This window comes from Sphingomonas sp. (assembly GCF_030145815.1).
In the GTDB taxonomy this organism is placed as follows: domain Bacteria; phylum Pseudomonadota; class Alphaproteobacteria; order Sphingomonadales; family Sphingomonadaceae; genus Sphingomonas.
Genome location: NZ_JAIXHL010000010.1, coordinates 153,529 through 169,829, shown reverse-complemented (window position 1 = coordinate 169,829; position 16,301 = coordinate 153,529). Strand labels below are relative to the sequence as shown.

Sequence of the window (16,301 nt, the reverse complement as noted above, 5' to 3'; positions counted from 1 at the left end):
CGCGCGCTGTGCGAACGCTTCCCGATCTACCCGGAGGCGTGATGCCCTTTCTCCCTCTCCCCTTCAGGGGAGAGGGCCGGGGAGAGGGGCATGCACGATGCGCTCTCCTTCAGCCCCCTCTCCCGGTCTCGCTTCGCTCGACCACCCTATCCCCTGAAGGGGAGAGGGGTTAATGCGCTGCCCCTTCTGCGGCCACGAGGCCTCGCAAGTTAAAGACAGCCGCCCCACCGAAGACGGCGCCGCGATCCGTCGTCGGCGGCAGTGCGAAGCGTGCGCCGCGCGTTTCACCACCTTCGAACGCATCCAGCTGCGTGAGCTGTTCGTGCTCAAGTCGGAGGACAAGCGCGAGCCGTTCGACCGCGACAAGCTGATCCGCTCGGTCAGCCTGGCGTGCCGCAAGCGCCCGATCGACGCGACCCAGGTCGAAAAGCTCGTCTCCGGCATTCAGCGTCAGCTCGAAACGTTGGGCGAGACCGAAGTGCCGACCAAGCGCATCGGCGAAATGGTGATGGAGGGGCTCAAGCACCTCGACTCGGTCGCCTATATCCGCTTCGCCAGCGTCTATCGCGACTTCCGCGAGGCCAAGGATTTCGAGGAATTCGCCAGCAATGTGAGCGAGGTCGGCAAGCAGTGAACCCGGTCATCGTTCTAGTCCGCCCGCAACTCGGCGAGAATATCGGCAAGGCCGCGCGCGCGATGCTCAATTTCGGGCTCACCGAAATGCGGCTGGTCACCCCGCGCGACGGCTGGCCCAACCCGTCGGCGGGTCCGGCGGCGAGCGGCGCGGACGTGGTGCTCGAACGCGCGCAGGTATTTGAAAGCGTCGCCGAGGCGGTGGCCGATTGCCCGCACGTCTTTGCCACCACGGTGCGCAAGCGCGGCGTGACCAAGCCGGTGGTGACTCCGGTCGAAGCCGCCGCCGAAATTCATGGCGCGGTCGGGCGCAGCGCCATCCTGTTCGGCCCGGAGCGTTCGGGGCTGGGGACCGAGGATGTTGCGCTCGCCCGCGCGATCCTGACCGTCCCGATCAACCCCGAATTCGGCTCGCTCAACCTGGCGCAGGCGGTGATCCTCGTCGCCTATGAATGGTCGAAGGGGCAGGGGCTGGCCCAGCCGCCGCGCACCGACCTCGATCCCCCCGCACCGCAGGCGGAGCTGGAGGGGCTGATCGGCCATGTCGACATGCTGCTTGAGGATACCGGCTACTACTTCCCGCCCGATCGCGTGCCGACGACCAAGCTGACGCTGCGCAACCTGCTGACCAAGCCGGGCTGGACCAGTCAGGAGTTGCGCACCCTGCGCGGCGTGCTGTCCGCGCTGGAAGGCAAGAAGCGCAATCGCGCCTGAGTAAAGTTAGCGCTTGTTCAGAATGGGTTGCTGCGGCATCCTGTGCGCAACCTTGCTCAGGGGAATATAGATGAAGACCGGACTTGCCCTTGGCGCGCTGCTGCTCGCCGCTCCGATGATCTCGACGCCCGCCATCGCGCAGGACGCCGCACCTGCAGCCGCCAAACCGGTCAAGGAAAAGAAGATCTGCCGTCGCGACAACACCGTCGGCACGCGACTTGCCAAATATGTCTGCCTGACCCGCGCCCAGTGGGAATCGCGCGAAGCTGCGGCGCGGACCGAAAAGGATCGCGTGATCGACAGCGCCGAGCGCGAGGGCCGCGACGCCTGGACCCCCTACGCTCAGCCCAGCGGCGGCTGACGCGCTCCAGCTTGACTCACGCGCGTCGCAGGTCTAGGCGCGCGCCTTCGCAATCGGCCCTGCACTCCGGTGAAGCAGCGGCCCTGTGCGCACGCACAGGCGATACCGGAATCGCGATCAGGCTATCTGGCCGGGTCAACGTCGTTGCAATTGTTAGGAATTTATCATGTCGAAGCGCTCCAGCGCCAAGTACAAGCTCGATCGCCGGATGGGCGAAAACATTTGGGGTCGCCCCAAGTCGCCCGTCAACAAGCGTGAATATGGTCCCGGTCAGCACGGCCAGCGCCGCAAGGGCAAGATGTCGGACTTCGGCATCCAGCTGCGCGCCAAGCAGAAGCTCAAGGGCTATTATGGCGACGTGACCGAAAAGCAGTTCAAGCGCGCCTATGAAGATGCGTCGCGCATGAAGGGCGATACCGGCCAGAACCTGATCGGGCTGCTCGAACAGCGCCTCGACATGATCGTCTATCGCGCCAAGTTCGCGCCGACGATCTTCGCCGCGCGTCAGCTGGTGAACCACGGCCACGTCAAGGTCAATGGCGAGAAGTGCAACATCGGTTCGCGCCGCATCAAGGTCGGCGAGACGGTCGAGCTGGGTTCGAAGGCGCGTGAGATGGCGCTGGTCATGGAAGCGCAGAGCCTGGCCGAGCGCGACATCCCCGACTACATCGCTCCGGACGGCGCGTCGAAGATTACCTTCACCCGCGTCCCGGCACTCGACGAAGTGCCCTATCCGGTGAAGATGGAACCGAACCTGGTCGTCGAGTTCTACTCGCGCTGATCCAGCTCATCGCGACGAAACGGAAAAGGGCGGTTCCGCGGGGCCGCCCTTTTTCGTTGTGCGAATGACCGGCGCTAGAGTCGTTTTCAGCAAAGCTGAATCGGCACCGGCCCGCTCCCGCACCCGGCCACCCAACGCCAGTGTATTCTATGGGTGGCCGGGTGGGGGAGCGGGCCGGTGCCGCCCAACTGAAAACGATTCTAGGGCGCCTTCAGGAATTCGGCGGTTTTGCGCAGCATCTGCGTGCGCGCGTCGCTGTCGTCGAGATAATGGTCGAGTCCCTCGAACACGACCAGCTCGCTCTGCGCACCTGCGGCCTTCAACCGGTTCTGCATCAGCTCGGCGTGAAAGACCGAGACATTGCGGTCCATCGTTCCGTGGAACATCAGCACCGGTGCCTTGATCTTCGCGGCGTGCCGCGCCGGCGATCCCTCCTCGATATGCGGCCCGCTGCCGACGAAGCGCACGACCTCCTGATAGTTGCTGTAATTCTGGTTCTCGCTCTTCAGCCGGTCGAGATCGGTGACCGGCGCGATCGCCACGACGCGCTTGAACAGTCCGGGTTCGGACACCGCCGATTGCAGCGCCGCATAGCCGCCATAGGACCAGCCCAGGATCGACAACTTGGCCGGGTCGGCGATGCCTTCCTTGATTAGCCAGCGCCCGGCATCGTTTACGTCCCCAATGGCGGTCCGCCAGCTCTGGAACCCGTTCTTCTCGAACCAGGCGTCGCCATAGCCCGCCGACCCGCGAAAGTTCGGCTGGAGCACCGCAAAGCCCTGATTGGCGTAGAATTGGGTGAGCCAGTCAAACCCCCAATCGTCGCGCGCGCCCGGGCCGCCATGGGGCAGGACGATGGCGCGGACATTCTTGGTGCTCCCATCGGCCGGGAGCGTCAGATAGGCTGGGATCATCGTGCCGTCGGCGGCGGGATAGGTGATGTGCCGCATCGGCGCGAGCTTGACCTTCTCCAGCTGCGGCCGCGCCAGCGCCAGCTCCTGAAGCGCCTTGGCCTTGCGATCGAACAGGAAGAACCGACCGGGATCGACATCGCTGCCGGCCCAAATCAGCAGGCGGTTCTCGTCCTCGCTCGAATCGATGACCCGCACCAGCGGCAGATGCGGCATTGCCTTCTGCAGCGACTGGATCAGGCGCGCGATACCGGCATCGATATATTCGACCGACGGCACATCGGTGGAGTAGGTGACGCCGACAATGCGCCGGTTGCGTCCGATCCGCGCAAATCCGCTGACATCGACCTCCGGATGCGCAAACACCAGCTTCTCGCCCAGCGTGCCGTCAAGCGCGATCGAAAAGGCGGCGATCTTCCCGTCGACCCGCTTGAGGCCATAGGCAATGTCGAGCGTCGGATCGACGCCATAGGGATCGAATCCGGCGCGATCGGGACCGACGCTGCTGAGCGCCTGCCATGCGGTGCTGCCCGCGCGGCGATAGGAATAGTGGCTGACCCCCGTGGTGTAATAGTCCTTGGACGCACGCCGCCCGATCAGGCGTACAATGCCCTTGCCGTCGGTGATATATTCGCCCGCATCGCGGCTCGGCGGCTCGACCGAACTCACCTTGAGCGTCGACACATCGACCAGATCGACGCCGATCCCCTGGGCGGTCTGGGCCAGCCGCGTCCCGGTGCTCGATTCAGGCACATATTGGCGCATCATCAGCACCTTGCCATCGACTCCGGGGTTCCAGTCGATCACCGATCCGCCGAACGTGTCATAGCCCAGCAGGTCGCCCGTCCCGCGCGTGTGGCTCAGCACCTTCATATTCGCGCCGTCATGATCCATCGCCGCGATCCGCGTCGAAATCGCCAGCGTCCCGTCGATGCTGATCACGCCGTACACGGTGCACAGCAGGCGCGTGTTGCTCGCCCAATTGCACCCGGCGATGCGTTCGGGCTTGCCGTCGGCGGCGGCGATCGCCTTCGGTGGCGCGGACCCGTCAACCGGCAGGACATAGACCGCCGACGCCTGCCCACGGGTCGGTGTGACATAGGCCAGGCGCAGGCCGTCGGGCGACAGGCTCGCCTGCTCGATATATTCGCGCGCGCCAAAGGCGGCGGCGGCATCCAGCTGTTGCGCCGACGCCTGCACACTGTAACAAGTCAGCGCGGTAACCAACGACAATCGCAGCATATCTTCGTCCCCCTGCGCCCGACCCTAACGCGTGTCCGGACCGCCGGGCAACCCCGCAGGACGCGGGCACCGCTTGCCCCCACCGCCACCCCCTGCCAATAGTCGCGGCATCACATCTTTGGAGAGATGCCCCATGCGCCTTGCGCTGCTCGCCCTGCTGGGCCTTGCCGCCTGTTCGACTGCGTCCGACACGACTGCGCTCCCCGATGTCGCGCTCCCCGCGATGCCGATGGACGTGATAAAGGAGGCGACGCAGACGCTGTCGTCCGACGCGTTCGAGGGCCGCGCCCCCGGCACGCCGGGTGAGGCCAAGACGCTCGCCTATCTCGTCGAGCAGTTCCAGAAAGCGGGACTTCAGCCCGGAAACAACGGCAGCTGGTTCCAGGACGTGCCGTTGGTGGCGATCACCGCGCAGAATGTCTCGCCGCTGACCTTTACCGGCGGCACCCAGCCGATGTCCCTGAAATACGGCCCCGAATTCGTCGCCGGCACCTATCGCGTGACCCCGAACATCGCGGTCAAGGACAGCCCGGTCGTGTTCGTCGGCTACGGCATCAACGCGCCTGAAAAGGGCTGGAACGACTATGCCGGGGTCGATGTGAAGGGGAAGACCGTCGTCATCCTGGTCAACGATCCCGACTGGCAAACGGAGGGGCAACAAGGCGAGTTCAACGGCAAGGCGATGACCTATTATGGCCGCTGGACCTACAAATATGAGGAGGCCGCGCGTCAGGGGGCCGCCGCCGCGCTGATTGTCCACGACACGCAACCCGCCGCCTATGGCTGGAACGTCGTCCAGTCGAGCTGGACCGGTGAGCAGCAGGTCGCCGACGCCGCCAACGGCCATGCCGACCAGACCGCCGCCAATGGCTGGATCCAGCTGGACAAGGCCAAGGCGCTGTTCGCCAGCGCGGGTCAGGATTTCGACAAGCTCTCCGCCGCCGCCAAGGTGAAGGGGTTCAAGGCCGTCCCGCTCGGCGACGTCAAGGCATCGGTCAGCTTCGACAATGTCATCCGCAAGCACGCGTCGAAGAATGTCATCGGCATCCTCCCCGGTGCCAAGCGGCCCGACGAGGTCGTCCTCTACACCGCGCATTGGGACCATCTCGGCCGCTGCGAAGCCGCGCCCGATGGCGATGACATCTGCAATGGCGCGATCGACAACGCCACCGGCACCGCCGCGCTGATCGCCATCGCCAAGGCGAACAAGGACGCCGGCGCCCCCGACCGCAGCCTCGTCTTCCTCGCCGTCACGGCCGAGGAATCGGGCCTGCTCGGCTCCAAATATTATGGCGACAACCCCGTCTATCCGCTGGCGAAGACCGTCGGCGGGGTGAACATCGACGCGATGAACCTGACGCCCCCGGCCAGGAATGTCGTCGTGGTCGGCATGGGCAAGTCGGAGCTCGACAGCTACCTCGCCACTGCACTCGCCAAGCAGAGCCGCGTCGCCAGTGCCGAACCGACGCCCGAGAAGGGCTTCTACTACCGCTCCGACCATTTCATGCTGGCGAAGCATGGCGTGCCGATGCTCTATTTCGACGCGGGCGACGATCTGATCGAGGGCGGCAAGGAAGCGGGCAAGGCCGCCGCGGCGGATTATGAGAAGAACCGCTACCACGGCCCGAAGGACGAATTCGACCCCAAGTGGAACTGGGCGGGCGCGGAAAAGGATCTTCAGGTCTATTACGCCGTCGGCCGCATGCTCGCCATGACCGCGCAGTGGCCGAATTGGGTCGAGGGCGACGAATTCCGCGCCGCCCGCGACAAATCCCGCGCAGGAGCCAAGTAATACCGTGACCACGCACCTTCCCCCCGAATGGGCGCAGCACAAGGCAGTCTGGATCGGTTTCCCCAGCCATCCCGATCTGTGGGACTCGCTCGGCGCCGCGCGCGCGGAGGTCGCTGCCTTCGCCCGCGCGGTCCATGCCGGCGGGGCGGGGGAACAGGTGCTGCTGGTCGCTGCGGATGACGAGGCGGCGGGGGCCGCGTCGCTGCTGGTCGGCGATACGGCCAAGGTGGTGGTCGCCCCGTTCGGCGACATCTGGCTCCGCGACACCGGGGTGATCCTCGATAGCGCCGGGGTCGGCCACGCCTTCGGCTTCAACGGCTGGGGCGGGAAATATGAATATGCCGGCGACGAGGATATCGGCCGCCGCCTTGCCGCGAAGAAGCGGATCGACACGGTCGAACATGACTGGATTCTGGAAGGCGGCTCGATCGACTGGGACGGCACCGGCCTGGTCGTCACCACCGAGCAATGTTTGCTCAACCGCAACCGCAATCCCGGCCTGTCGCAGGCTGAGGCCGAACGGCGGCTGCGCGAAGATCTGGGGTTCGACCGCGTGCTGTGGCTCGGCAACGGCCTCGCGCACGACCACACCGACGGCCATGTCGACAACCTCGCCCGCTTCGTTGGCGAAAACCGGCTGGCGATTCCCGTGCCGGAGGAAAACGACCCCAATTGGCTGGTCTATGCCGACGCCAAACGCCGTGCCGAGGCGTTCGGGGTCGAGGTGGTTCCCATCCCCTCACCCGGCCGCGTGATCCAGGGGGGCGAGGTCGTCCCGGCAAGTTACATGAACTTCTACATCGGCAACGCCGCAGTGGTGGTCCCGGTCTACGGCCAGCCCAATGACCGCAAGGCGGTTGAAACGATCGGCGCGCTGTTCCCGGGTCGTGAGGCGGTAGGCCTGCGCGCGGACCATATCCTGACGGGCGGCGGCAGCTTCCACTGCATCTCGCAGCAGATTCCGCGGTGAAAATCTGGGCGTCGCCTCGTTCTTCCCGTCACCCCAGCGGAAGCTGGGGTCTCCCTCGGCAAGTCCAACGCTGACGCCATGCCCGGCGGCTGGACCTACATCATGGCCAGCAAGCAGCGCGGGATGCTCTATGTCGGGGTCACTGCATATCTCGCCGAGCGCATCGACCAGCATCGCCGCGACAAGGGATCGGCCTATTGTAGAAAATACGGCATCAAGACACTGGTGCTGGTCGAATGGCATGACAGCATCGACGACGCGATTCGCCGGGAGAAGGCGCTCAAGGCATGGAAGCGCGGCTGGAAGATCGAATTGATCGAGCGGACCAACCCGGATTGGCAGGACCTGTTTGACCAGATCGCGTGATCCGCCACTCATATCCGTCGCCCCAGCGAAAGCTGGGGCCTCGTGAGGCAATTGCCCGCCTCCGCCACCAGAGACCCCAGCTTTCGCTGGGGTGACGGTTATGATGACGTTCGCCACCTGTCCGGGGTGACGAAGGGAGGCCCACCCCCTAAATACCCCCACATGACCCAGATCACCGTCGCCGCGCTCCAACTCGCCTTCACCACCGACACGGCGCAGAACATCGCCAACGTCACCGACCTCGTGCGTGAGGCGGCGGGGAAGGGTGCGCAGGTCGTCCTGCCCCCCGAACTCTTCGAAGGCGAATATTTCTGCCGGGTCGAAGATGAGGCGCTGTTCGCCACCGCGAAACCGCTCGCCAGCCACCCCGCCGTCACGGCGATGCAGAAGCTCGCGGCGGAGCTTCAGATCCACATCCCCACCAGCTTCTTCGAGGCGGACGGACCGCATTTCTACAACAGCCTCGCGATGATCGGCCCGGACGGCAAGGTCGCGGGCGTCTATCGCAAGAGCCACATCCCCGACGGCCCGGGCTATGAGGAGAAATATTATTTCCGCCCCGGCAACACGGGCTTCAAGGTATGGGACGGCCCGGCGGACGACGCGGCGCTCGGCGTCGGCATCTGCTGGGACCAATGGTATCCCGAAACCGCGCGCACGATGATGCTGATGGGGGCGCAACTGCTCTTCTACCCCACCGCGATCGGGTCGGAACCCTATGACGCCGATCTCGACACCAGCCGCATGTGGCGCCGCGCGATGATCGGCCATGCCGTGTCCAACGTCGTGCCCGTGATCGCGTCGAACCGCATCGGGACCGAGGGCGACCAGCGTTTCTACGGCCACAGCTTCATCTGCGACGAATGGGGCGACATCATCGCCGAATTCGGGGCGGAGGAAACCGGCGTCCTCACCGCGACGCTAGACCTCGACCGCGCGCGCAAGCACCGCGCCGGCATGGGCTTCTTCCGCGACCGAAGGCCAGAGCTGTACCGGCGCATGGTCGAGGACGTGTGATCCAATAATCCTCCCCCGCCAGGGGGAGGTGGCAGGCGCAGCCTGGCGGAGGGGGAGGACGGCGATGTCCTATAGGCTCAAGCCGATACCCATCCTCTCCCTTCGTCAGCGATGCTGACACCTCCCCTCGCGGGGGAGGGTCGATGATCCCGAAAACCGCTTTCCTACAAGCCCCGCTCCGGCATATCTGGATGGTCCCTCTGATTCGGGACGACCGCCATGCCAGTGAAGCGCCCCGCGACCCGCCGCCGACCTGCGCGACAGTGTAAAGTCAGTGTAAACTTCCGGCGCTCACACCGTCCCGCGCAGCTCCAATGCCCGGGCAAAAACCGCCTCGAACATCTCCGCCGTCAGCCGCCCGGTATTCTGGTTGTAGCGCGAGCAGTGATAGCTATCGATCAGCACCCGCCCGTCGGGCATGCGGTGCTCCGCCAGATGCCCGAACCGGCATTTGGGCAGCTTGCCGCCAAGGATCTTGACCGCGCTCTGATGCGCGATCTGGCCCAAGGCGATGAAGATGCGCGCATACGGCAGCGCATCGACCTGCGCCTCCGCAAACGGCCGACAGGTCCGCGCCTCCTCCGGCGTCGGCTTGTTCTCGGGCGGCAGGCACTTGACCGAATTGACGATGATCGCGCCGTTCAGCTGCAACCCGTCATCCGCGCGGCTCTCATAGTTGCCGTCCGTGAACCCGAACTTGGCGAGCGTTGCGAACATGAGGTCGCCCGCGAAATCGCCGGTAAAGGGCCGCCCGGTCCGGTTCGCCCCATGTTTGCCCGGTGCCAGCCCGATAATGCCCAGCCATGCATCGGGGTCCCCGAATGCCGGCACCGGCGCGTTCCACCAGTCGGGATACTCAACCCGCAACTCCTGTCGCAACGCCACCAGCCGGGGACAGCGCGGGCAGTCGTGCGGCGGCTCGGTCTCGGGCAACGGACTTGGCGGGATCATCGCTCCGGGATAGGCGGGGCGGGTGAGCGCCTCAACCCACCATTATGTCATCGCGCTGGGGTCGAACCGGCGCGGCTGCCATGGCTCCCCGCGTCAGGAGCTGGCGGCGGCGATCGCGGCGATCGGCGGGGTGGTCGCGCAGTCGCGGGTTATCGAAACCGCCCCCCTCGGCCCCTCACGCCGCCGTTTCGCCAACGCCGCGATCCTGATCGAGAGCGCCGAAACCCCCGCCGAACTGCTGGCGCGGCTCAAGCAGATCGAGCGCAGCTTCGGTCGCCGCCGCGGTCGCCGCTGGGACGCGCGGGTGATCGATCTCGACCTGATCCTCTGGTCCGGCGGCGCATGGAGCAGCCCCGGCCTCACCGTGCCCCACCCGCTGTTCCGCCAGCGCGACTTCGTCTTGCGCCCATTGGCCAGCATCGTCCCGGACTGGCGCGATCCGCTGACCGGACGCACCATCCGCCAGCTCGCAGCCCGCCTCCCCGGTTGACCCGCCGCCTCTGCGCCCCTAGGTGCAGCGCCTGACCCAGCATGGGGGCCCTTAGCTCAGTCGGTAGAGCAACTGACTTTTAATCAGTAGGTCGATGGTTCGAATCCATCAGGGCTCACCACCGGAGACCATCATGTCCGACCAGCCGTTCGTCCAGCCCAGCGCACCCTCGTCGTTCGGCTACGAACTCTATCCGCGCGAATCGGCGCTGGAAGTTGAGGTGTGGCCGGTGTCCGGCACCTGGTCGCCCTTCGTCGTCGTCGTCCCGGTGGCCGAACGCGGGCTGCTCAATTCGGTCGCGGTGGCGCGGCGCGACGAGCGCTATCTGGATGCGGCGATCGTCCGAAAGGTCGATGTCGATGCCGGCAGCCACGCCGGGTTCGGCCTGCATCAGGACGTGACACCCACCGTCTCGGCGCGGATCTTTCTCAGCAAGACGCCGAGCGAGGTGCAGTTTGGCGAGGTCGGCAAGCCGCTGCACGTGCTGCGCTTCGACCCCTGATCGTCAGATCGGTAGCAGTCCCAGCCGCGCGACGGCGGTGAAATAGCCGCGCATGGCCTCCGCTGCGCGCGTCGACAGCATGATATGCGCCCGCCGCCGGTCGCCGGGATCGGCCTCGCGCTCGAACAGCCCGGCATCGTGCATCGTCCCGATCCAGCGCAGCGCCGTCGTCGGCGGCACCGACGCCGCGATGCACAGGCTCGACACCGACACCCGACTTCCCTCCAGCCGCGCGGCATAGAGGTCGAGCAGCATGTCCCAGGCCGGATCGGCGAAGAGCTCGGGGGTGAAATGCTGGTCGCGCAGCCGCCGGGCGCGGATGGTGGCCCGGACGGTGCGCGGCGTCGGATCGGGCGCGCCGCCGGGTTCGGGGCGATAGCCGCGGCCAGGCTCGCGCAGCTCGCGCCGCATCGGATCGGCGGCAAAGTCGGACAGCACGGCGGCGAGCCGCGCCACTTCTTCGTTGAGCAGACGCAGCCGTTCGGCCTCGCGCTCCTGCGTCGCGTCGTGCAGCCGCGCCCCCGGAGGAGCGCTCGCTCGGACCAGTGCGGCGGCATAGTCGGACGCTGACGGATCGCAGAGCAGGACCGCCCCGGCGTCCATCAGTACCGGCGCGGCAAGGTCCAGTGCGTCGGTGTCGAGCAAAGCCACGATCCGGCAGTCGCCGTCGCGGGTCCAGGCGGCAATCCGCCCGGCGCTCGCCGCCATCCGTTCAGGATCGACGCCGGTGCCGTCGAGCACGATCATCTCGGCGGCGATCAGGCTGGCGAGCGCCGCATCGATTGCGTCCGGAGGAACCGCGCCCAGCACGCGCGCGCCGTTCGCCATAACGGCCGCGCGATGCCGCTCCTGCGCCGCCGCCGGTGCCACGATCAGGACGCGCGCAGCATCGGCGGCAAGCTCGGTACCCGTCATGGCGTCACTCATCGCAATCCCTCCGCTTTGCGCTGCAATGCGGATGTAATCGCGGGGCGGGGCGGCGCGTCAGCACAAGGCGTCTCCGATTTCAACCGGTCTGCCGCCCGTTATCTCCATTATGGATGCACTATGGCAAGCGGCTTAGCCGAATACGTCCTCGGCATCCTCATCCTCGTCCGCGAGCAACAGCTTGGCTGCAGTCGCGACGCTTCCGCCGGTGAGTGCGACACCCAGCCCCGCGACGATTGCCGTGCCCAGCGAGGACAGGATCATGACCGGGCTGAACTGCGCATAGGATTGCGCTTGCGCTTCCGCCGCGAGCGCCACGGCCTCAGGATCGCCGGCCGCGCTCATCAGGTCGTAGAAATAGCTGCCCATCGTGAACATCGAGACCGCGATGTTGAGGATCATCATGATCAACGTAATGCCGAGCGCCGCGCCGAACAGGCTCCAGAACCGACCGCTGCTCAGCGTCCACGCTTCGCCGATCACGATCTTGCCCCGATACAGGGTGAGCGGGAAGGCAAGCGAGAAGCGGACGACGAAAAAGATCATGACCGCGAAGATGCCGATCATGAACAGGAAGCTGAACAGCACCGATCCGACGCCGGGTTCGCCACTGGCGGCGATCCCAACGCCGACCAGGCCAAGCGCCAGCGATATGACGAACATCAGGATCGTGCCGGCAATCGCGAAGATAATGCTCAACCCGATCAGCCGCAGCTCATCCATTCCGAGCCGCAGATAAGCGATTCCACCCGCATCGGGGCGCAGCACGGCGCGCATCGCGGCAGCATAGAGGACGACCGCGACCACAAAGAAAACCGGGATCAGCGCGAACATCGGCAGCATCGCTCCCAACATCGCGCCGGGGTCGGTCGCGGCGGCCGGGTTCATCGTCGCGCCCATCATCGGCATTATCGTGAGCATGAATGCGATGTTGACGGCCAAGTAGAGACCAATCCACACCGCGACCGCCACATACCGTTCGCGGACCAGCCCGAACGCGCCCTCCAGAATCCGCCCGACACTCAGCATTGCCCATCCCCCAAATGTTGCAGGGGGATGCTGTCCCGGTCGTGCCTGGATATCAAGCGATTAAGCGCGACCGGGACCGGACATGTTCAGTCGAGCGACTTAACGATTTCCTCCACCATCTTCTTGGCGTCGGCGAGTAGCATCATGGTGTTGTCCTGGTAGAACACGTCATTGTCGACGCCGGCATAGCCGACACCGCCCATGCTGCGCTTGATGAACAACACCGTCTTGGCCTTGTTCACGTCGAACACTGGCATGCCATAGATTGGCGAGCTCTTGTCGGTTTTTGCCGCCGGATTCACCACGTCGTTCGCGCCGATGATGAAGGCGACGTCGGTCTGGGCGAACTCGCTGTTGATGTCCTCCAGCTCGAACACCTCGTCATAGGGGACGTTCGCTTCGGCGAGCAGCACGTTCATATGGCCGGGCATGCGCCCCGCGACCGGGTGGATCGCATATTTCACGCGGACGCCATGCTCCTTCAGCTTGTCGCCCATCTCGCGCAGCACATGCTGTGCCTGCGCCACTGCCATGCCGTATCCGGGCACGATGATGACCTGCTCGGCCTGGCTCATCAGGAAGGCTGCGTCTTCGGCGCTGCCGCGCTTCCACGGGCGGTCGGTCTTGGCCGCGCCCGCACCTGCGCCGCCGCTGTCGCCGCCGAAGCCGCCCGCGATCACGCTGATGAAGCTGCGGTTCATCGCCTTGCACATGATGTAGGACAGGATCGCGCCCGAGCTGCCGACCAGTGCGCCGGTGATGATCATTGCGGTATTGCCGAGCGTGAAGCCCATCGCGGCGGCTGCCCAGCCCGAATAGCTGTTGAGCATCGACACCACCACCGGCATGTCCGCGCCGCCGATCGGAATGATCAGCAGGAAGCCGATGACGAAGGACAGGACCAGTACGGTCCAGAACACCCATTCGGGCGCGCGCAGCTCAACCGTCATGAACGCGATCAGGCCGAGGATCGCGGCGAGCGTGCCGAGGTTGATGACGTGCCGTCCGGGCAGCATGATCGGCGCGCCGCCCATATTGCCGTTGAGCTTCAGGAACGCGATGACCGATCCGGAGAAGGTGATCGCACCGATCGCGACGCCCAGCCCCAGCTCGATCCGGCTGACCGGCAGGATCAGGCCGGCATTGGACGATCCTTCGGGGAAGACGATGCCGAATGCTTCCGGGTTGAGATAGGCGGCGACGCCGACCAGCACCGCGGCAAGGCCGACGAGCGAGTGGAAGCCCGCCACCAGCTGCGGCATGTCGGTCATCTTGATCTTGCGCGCGACGATCCAGCCGAACCCGCCGCCGATTGCGATCGCGCCGAGGATCTCGGGCAAGGATGCGATCTCGTGGGTGACGAGCGTCGTCACCACCGCGATCAGCATGCCCGCCATGCCGAAACGGTTGCCGCGACGGCTGGTCGCGGGGGAGGACAGGCCGCGCAGCGCGACGATGAAACACACGCCTGCGATCAGATAGGCAAGCGCGACCCAGGGGTTCAGCGGAGCAGCTTCATGCATCGGCTCAGCCCTTCTTCTTGTACATGGCGAGCATCCGCTCGGTCACGGCGAACCCGCCGAAGATGTTGACGCTGGCCAGCGCCACCGCGATCAGGCCGAGCCATTTCGCGGTCTCGCTGCCCGCCGCCGCCGACGCGATCAGCGCGCCGACGATGATGACGCTGGAAATCGCATTGGTGACCGCCATCAGCGGCGTGTGCAGCGCCGGGGTCACCGACCACACGACATAATAGCCGACGAAACACGCCAGCACGAAGATCGACAGGATCGAGATGAAGTCCATTTATTCCTCCCCGGAACGGGGAGGGGGACCATGCGAAGCATGGTGGAGGGGGAGCGCGGCACGGGAAGCGATCGCGGCGATTACAGCCTCGATACTTCCCAAAACATCCACCGCGCGCACCCGCATGACCCCGTACCCGTTATCGTTCAAAAACTTGTCGCGTCGTCGATCGCGTTCCTGGCCCGTTTCCCCACCGTGCGCCTCGCCATCGATCTCAACGATGAGCTTGGCGCTGAGGCAACAGAAATCGGCGACATATGGGCCGATGGGATGCTGCCTGCGGAACTTGAACCCGGTGCGATTTCCTCTCAGTTCCTGCCAAAGGAGGACCTCTGGCAACGTCATGGTCCTTCTCAGCTTTCGTGCGGTGGAAACCTCGGGCCGTTGCATTTGCCTCGCTCCCCCTCCACCGCCTTCGGCGGTCCCCCTCCCCGTTCCGGGGAGGATTTTACAGCAACCTCGCGTTCACCACCTTGCCGCCCTGCGTCAGGCGGATCGCGCCGCCAATCTCGTCGTCCAGCACCGGCTTACCCGCTTCCTTGTCCCAGAAGGCCGAGAGGAAGTTGTAGAGGTTGCGCGCGAACAGCGCCGAGGCGTCGCTCGACAGGCGGGAGGTGGTGTTGCGGTGGCCGACGATCTTGACGCCGTGCTTCTCCACGACCTCACCCGCGACCGCGCCCTCGACATTTCCGCCGGCTTCGACCGCGAGGTCGACGATGACGCTGCCCGGCCGCATCGACGCGATCTGTGCGTCGCTGATCAGGCGGGGCGCGGGGCGGCCCGGGATCAGTGCGGTGGTGATGACGATGTCCTGCTTGGCGATGTGCGACGAGACGAGCTCGGCCTGGGCGGCCTTGTACTCGTCGCTCATCTCGGTGGCGTAGCCGCCCGAGCCTTCACCTTCGATCCCGGCGACATTTTCGACGAAGATCGGCTTGGCGCCGAGCGACTGGATCTGCTCCTTGGTCGCGCTGCGCACGTCGGTCGCCGACACCTGCGCGCCGAGGCGGCGGGCGGTGGCGATCGCCTGAAGCCCGGCGACGCCGACACCCATGACGAAGACCTTGGCAGCGGACACGGTGCCCGCTGCGGTCATCATCATCGGGAAGACGCGGCCATATTCGCTCGCGGCATCGAGCACCGCCTTGTACCCCGCCAGGTTCGACTGGGACGACAGGATGTCCATCGACTGCGCACGCGTGATGCGCGGCATGAACTCCATCGCCAGCGCCTCGATGCCGAGCGCCGCATAGGCATCGACGCGTGCACGCTCCCCGAACGGGTTGAGGCCCGCCGCCAGCCACGCACCCGGCTTGATTCCCGCCAGCGTCGCCGGGTCGGGACCCTGCACGCCCAGCACGATATCGGCATCGGCCAGCACCTCGGCTCGCGAACCCACGGTGGCCCCGGCAGCTTCGAAGGTTGCATCGGACAGGAAACCGGTGTCACCCGCACCGCGTTCGACTGCGACAGCAGCACCCAGCGATACGAATTTCTTGACGGTTTCCGGCGTCGCGGAGACCCGCCGCTCTCCAGCGGCGGTCTCCTTGAGGACCGCGATCTTCACCTCAGGCTGCGATCAGCCAGATGACGAACGCGGTGACGATCACACTGACGACCGTCCCGACCTTCAACAGGCGCATGAACCCGCCATAGGTCGCTTCATGTGCCTTCATGTCGCCGCTTTGGGCCATGCGTCTTCCCCTCGTAACGCTGTTATGGTTCCTGTCTTAGACAGCGGTCGCGCGCCCCTCAACCCCTGTGCGCTTTAGTCAGGCTTAAGCCCGTCTTTACCCGACCGTCTTATGC

19 protein-coding genes and 1 tRNA gene are annotated in these 16,301 nt (G+C 65.6%); 11 read left to right on the top strand and 9 right to left on the bottom strand.

Features of this window, described 5'->3' with window-relative positions; genetic code table 11:
* Positions 1-172 precede the first annotated feature (172 nt).
* The 4 genes from nrdR to rpsD all read left to right on the top strand — a co-directional run bounded on the left by nrdR (position 173) and on the right by rpsD (position 2,489).
* A complete protein-coding gene (nrdR, locus tag KYX69_RS11090) occupies positions 173-634 on the top strand; it encodes a transcriptional regulator NrdR (RefSeq protein ID WP_300497151.1) in 462 nt (153 codons plus the stop codon).
* Positions 631-1,347 (top strand): RNA methyltransferase, encoded by a 717-nt coding sequence (locus KYX69_RS11085; RefSeq protein WP_300497149.1) that lies wholly within the window; start codon positions 631-633, stop codon positions 1,345-1,347. Before nrdR ends, KYX69_RS11085 begins: the two co-directional genes overlap by 4 nt.
* Before the next feature lie 70 nt (positions 1,348-1,417).
* On the top strand, positions 1,418-1,708 hold the full coding sequence (locus tag KYX69_RS11080; protein WP_300497145.1) for a hypothetical protein: 291 nt from the start codon (positions 1,418-1,420) through the stop codon (positions 1,706-1,708).
* Positions 1,709-1,874: 166 nt separating this feature from the next.
* Positions 1,875-2,489: a 30S ribosomal protein S4 gene (rpsD, locus tag KYX69_RS11075; protein WP_300497141.1), complete on the top strand. Its 615-nt coding sequence runs from the start codon at positions 1,875-1,877 to the stop codon at positions 2,487-2,489.
* 200 nt (positions 2,490-2,689) lie between these two features.
* Here the strand turns inward: rpsD and KYX69_RS11070 are convergent, their stop codons facing one another.
* Complete coding sequence (locus KYX69_RS11070) at positions 2,690-4,642, bottom strand: S9 family peptidase (RefSeq protein ID WP_300497138.1); 1,953 nt, start codon at positions 4,640-4,642, stop codon at positions 2,690-2,692.
* Positions 4,643-4,775: 133 nt separating this feature from the next.
* Between KYX69_RS11070 and KYX69_RS11065 the strand changes: the two genes are divergently transcribed.
* From KYX69_RS11065 to aguB, 4 genes are all read left to right on the top strand, one after another.
* Positions 4,776-6,434, top strand: coding sequence for a M28 family metallopeptidase (locus tag KYX69_RS11065; RefSeq protein ID WP_300497136.1), 1,659 nt, complete (start codon positions 4,776-4,778; stop codon positions 6,432-6,434).
* Between the two features lie 4 nt (positions 6,435-6,438).
* Complete coding sequence (locus tag KYX69_RS11060) at positions 6,439-7,404, top strand: agmatine deiminase family protein (protein WP_300497133.1); 966 nt, start codon at positions 6,439-6,441, stop codon at positions 7,402-7,404.
* 78 nt (positions 7,405-7,482) lie between these two features.
* Entirely contained in the window at positions 7,483-7,770 is a 288-nt protein-coding gene (locus KYX69_RS11055) for a GIY-YIG nuclease family protein (protein ID WP_300497131.1), read from the top strand.
* A gap of 162 nt (positions 7,771-7,932) precedes the next feature.
* A complete protein-coding gene (gene aguB / locus KYX69_RS11050; protein WP_300497129.1) occupies positions 7,933-8,787 on the top strand; it encodes an N-carbamoylputrescine amidase in 855 nt (284 codons plus the stop codon).
* 291 nt (positions 8,788-9,078) lie between these two features.
* On the opposite strand, the gene KYX69_RS11045 is transcribed toward aguB, so the two are convergent.
* Positions 9,079-9,738 carry a uracil-DNA glycosylase gene (locus tag KYX69_RS11045; RefSeq protein ID WP_300497126.1) on the bottom strand — a complete coding sequence of 220 codons (660 nt, stop codon included), beginning with the start codon at positions 9,736-9,738 and terminating at the stop codon, positions 9,079-9,081.
* 22 nt (positions 9,739-9,760) lie between these two features.
* On the opposite strand from KYX69_RS11045, the gene folK reads away from it, so the two are divergent.
* The 3 genes from folK to KYX69_RS11030 all read left to right on the top strand — a co-directional run bounded on the left by folK (position 9,761) and on the right by KYX69_RS11030 (position 10,730).
* Complete coding sequence (gene folK, locus KYX69_RS11040; protein WP_300497124.1) at positions 9,761-10,228, top strand: 2-amino-4-hydroxy-6-hydroxymethyldihydropteridine diphosphokinase; 468 nt, start codon at positions 9,761-9,763, stop codon at positions 10,226-10,228.
* A gap of 45 nt (positions 10,229-10,273) precedes the next feature.
* Positions 10,274-10,349 (top strand) — tRNA-Lys (locus KYX69_RS11035).
* 12 nt (positions 10,350-10,361) lie between these two features.
* Entirely contained in the window at positions 10,362-10,730 is a 369-nt protein-coding gene (locus KYX69_RS11030; protein WP_300497121.1) for a hypothetical protein, read from the top strand.
* A 3-nt stretch (positions 10,731-10,733) separates the two neighbouring features.
* Here the strand turns inward: KYX69_RS11030 and KYX69_RS11025 are convergent, their stop codons facing one another.
* The 7 genes from KYX69_RS11025 to KYX69_RS10995 all read right to left on the bottom strand — a co-directional run bounded on the left by KYX69_RS11025 (position 10,734) and on the right by KYX69_RS10995 (position 16,186).
* Positions 10,734-11,657 carry a hypothetical protein gene (locus tag KYX69_RS11025; protein ID WP_300497119.1) on the bottom strand — a complete coding sequence of 308 codons (924 nt, stop codon included), beginning with the start codon at positions 11,655-11,657 and terminating at the stop codon, positions 10,734-10,736.
* Positions 11,658-11,789: 132 nt separating this feature from the next.
* Entirely contained in the window at positions 11,790-12,686 is an 897-nt protein-coding gene (locus KYX69_RS11020) for a hypothetical protein (RefSeq protein ID WP_300497118.1), read from the bottom strand.
* A gap of 86 nt (positions 12,687-12,772) precedes the next feature.
* Complete coding sequence (locus KYX69_RS11015; protein WP_300497116.1) at positions 12,773-14,209, bottom strand: NAD(P)(+) transhydrogenase (Re/Si-specific) subunit beta; 1,437 nt, start codon at positions 14,207-14,209, stop codon at positions 12,773-12,775.
* A gap of 4 nt (positions 14,210-14,213) precedes the next feature.
* Complete coding sequence (locus KYX69_RS11010; protein ID WP_300497114.1) at positions 14,214-14,492, bottom strand: NAD(P) transhydrogenase subunit alpha; 279 nt, start codon at positions 14,490-14,492, stop codon at positions 14,214-14,216.
* Positions 14,493-14,882, bottom strand: coding sequence for an endonuclease domain-containing protein (locus KYX69_RS11005; protein WP_300497112.1), 390 nt, complete (start codon positions 14,880-14,882; stop codon positions 14,493-14,495).
* A 58-nt stretch (positions 14,883-14,940) separates the two neighbouring features.
* Positions 14,941-16,059 (bottom strand): NAD(P) transhydrogenase subunit alpha, encoded by a 1,119-nt coding sequence (locus KYX69_RS11000; RefSeq protein ID WP_300497109.1) that lies wholly within the window; start codon positions 16,057-16,059, stop codon positions 14,941-14,943.
* 1 nt (position 16,060) lies between these two features.
* A complete protein-coding gene (locus KYX69_RS10995) occupies positions 16,061-16,186 on the bottom strand; it encodes an aa3-type cytochrome c oxidase subunit IV (RefSeq protein ID WP_300497106.1) in 126 nt (41 codons plus the stop codon).
* Positions 16,187-16,301 lie beyond the last annotated feature (115 nt).

What these genes read in the sequence shown, in the direction of transcription:
- KYX69_RS11065 (WP_300497136.1), top strand. Translation starts at nt 4,776, where the DNA reads ATGCGCCTTGCGCTGCTCGCCCTGCTGGGCCTTGCCGCCTGTTCGACT.
- nrdR (WP_300497151.1), top strand. Translation starts at nt 173, where the DNA reads ATGCGCTGCCCCTTCTGCGGCCACGAGGCCTCGCAAGTTAAAGACAGC.
- KYX69_RS11020 (WP_300497118.1), bottom strand. Translation starts at nt 12,686, where the DNA reads ATGCTGAGTGTCGGGCGGATTCTGGAGGGCGCGTTCGGGCTGGTCCGC.
- KYX69_RS11030 (WP_300497121.1), top strand. Translation starts at nt 10,362, where the DNA reads ATGTCCGACCAGCCGTTCGTCCAGCCCAGCGCACCCTCGTCGTTCGGC.
- aguB (WP_300497129.1), top strand. Translation starts at nt 7,933, where the DNA reads ATGACCCAGATCACCGTCGCCGCGCTCCAACTCGCCTTCACCACCGAC.
- KYX69_RS11055 (WP_300497131.1), top strand. Translation starts at nt 7,483, where the DNA reads ATGCCCGGCGGCTGGACCTACATCATGGCCAGCAAGCAGCGCGGGATG.
- KYX69_RS11010 (WP_300497114.1), bottom strand. Translation starts at nt 14,492, where the DNA reads ATGGACTTCATCTCGATCCTGTCGATCTTCGTGCTGGCGTGTTTCGTC.
- KYX69_RS11005 (WP_300497112.1), bottom strand. Translation starts at nt 14,882, where the DNA reads ATGCAACGGCCCGAGGTTTCCACCGCACGAAAGCTGAGAAGGACCATG.
- KYX69_RS10995 (WP_300497106.1), bottom strand. Translation starts at nt 16,186, where the DNA reads ATGGCCCAAAGCGGCGACATGAAGGCACATGAAGCGACCTATGGCGGG.
- KYX69_RS11080 (WP_300497145.1), top strand. Translation starts at nt 1,418, where the DNA reads ATGAAGACCGGACTTGCCCTTGGCGCGCTGCTGCTCGCCGCTCCGATG.
- KYX69_RS11070 (WP_300497138.1), bottom strand. Translation starts at nt 4,642, where the DNA reads ATGCTGCGATTGTCGTTGGTTACCGCGCTGACTTGTTACAGTGTGCAG.
- rpsD (WP_300497141.1), top strand. Translation starts at nt 1,875, where the DNA reads ATGTCGAAGCGCTCCAGCGCCAAGTACAAGCTCGATCGCCGGATGGGC.
- KYX69_RS11045 (WP_300497126.1), bottom strand. Translation starts at nt 9,738, where the DNA reads ATGATCCCGCCAAGTCCGTTGCCCGAGACCGAGCCGCCGCACGACTGC.
- KYX69_RS11015 (WP_300497116.1), bottom strand. Translation starts at nt 14,209, where the DNA reads ATGCATGAAGCTGCTCCGCTGAACCCCTGGGTCGCGCTTGCCTATCTG.
- KYX69_RS11025 (WP_300497119.1), bottom strand. Translation starts at nt 11,657, where the DNA reads ATGAGTGACGCCATGACGGGTACCGAGCTTGCCGCCGATGCTGCGCGC.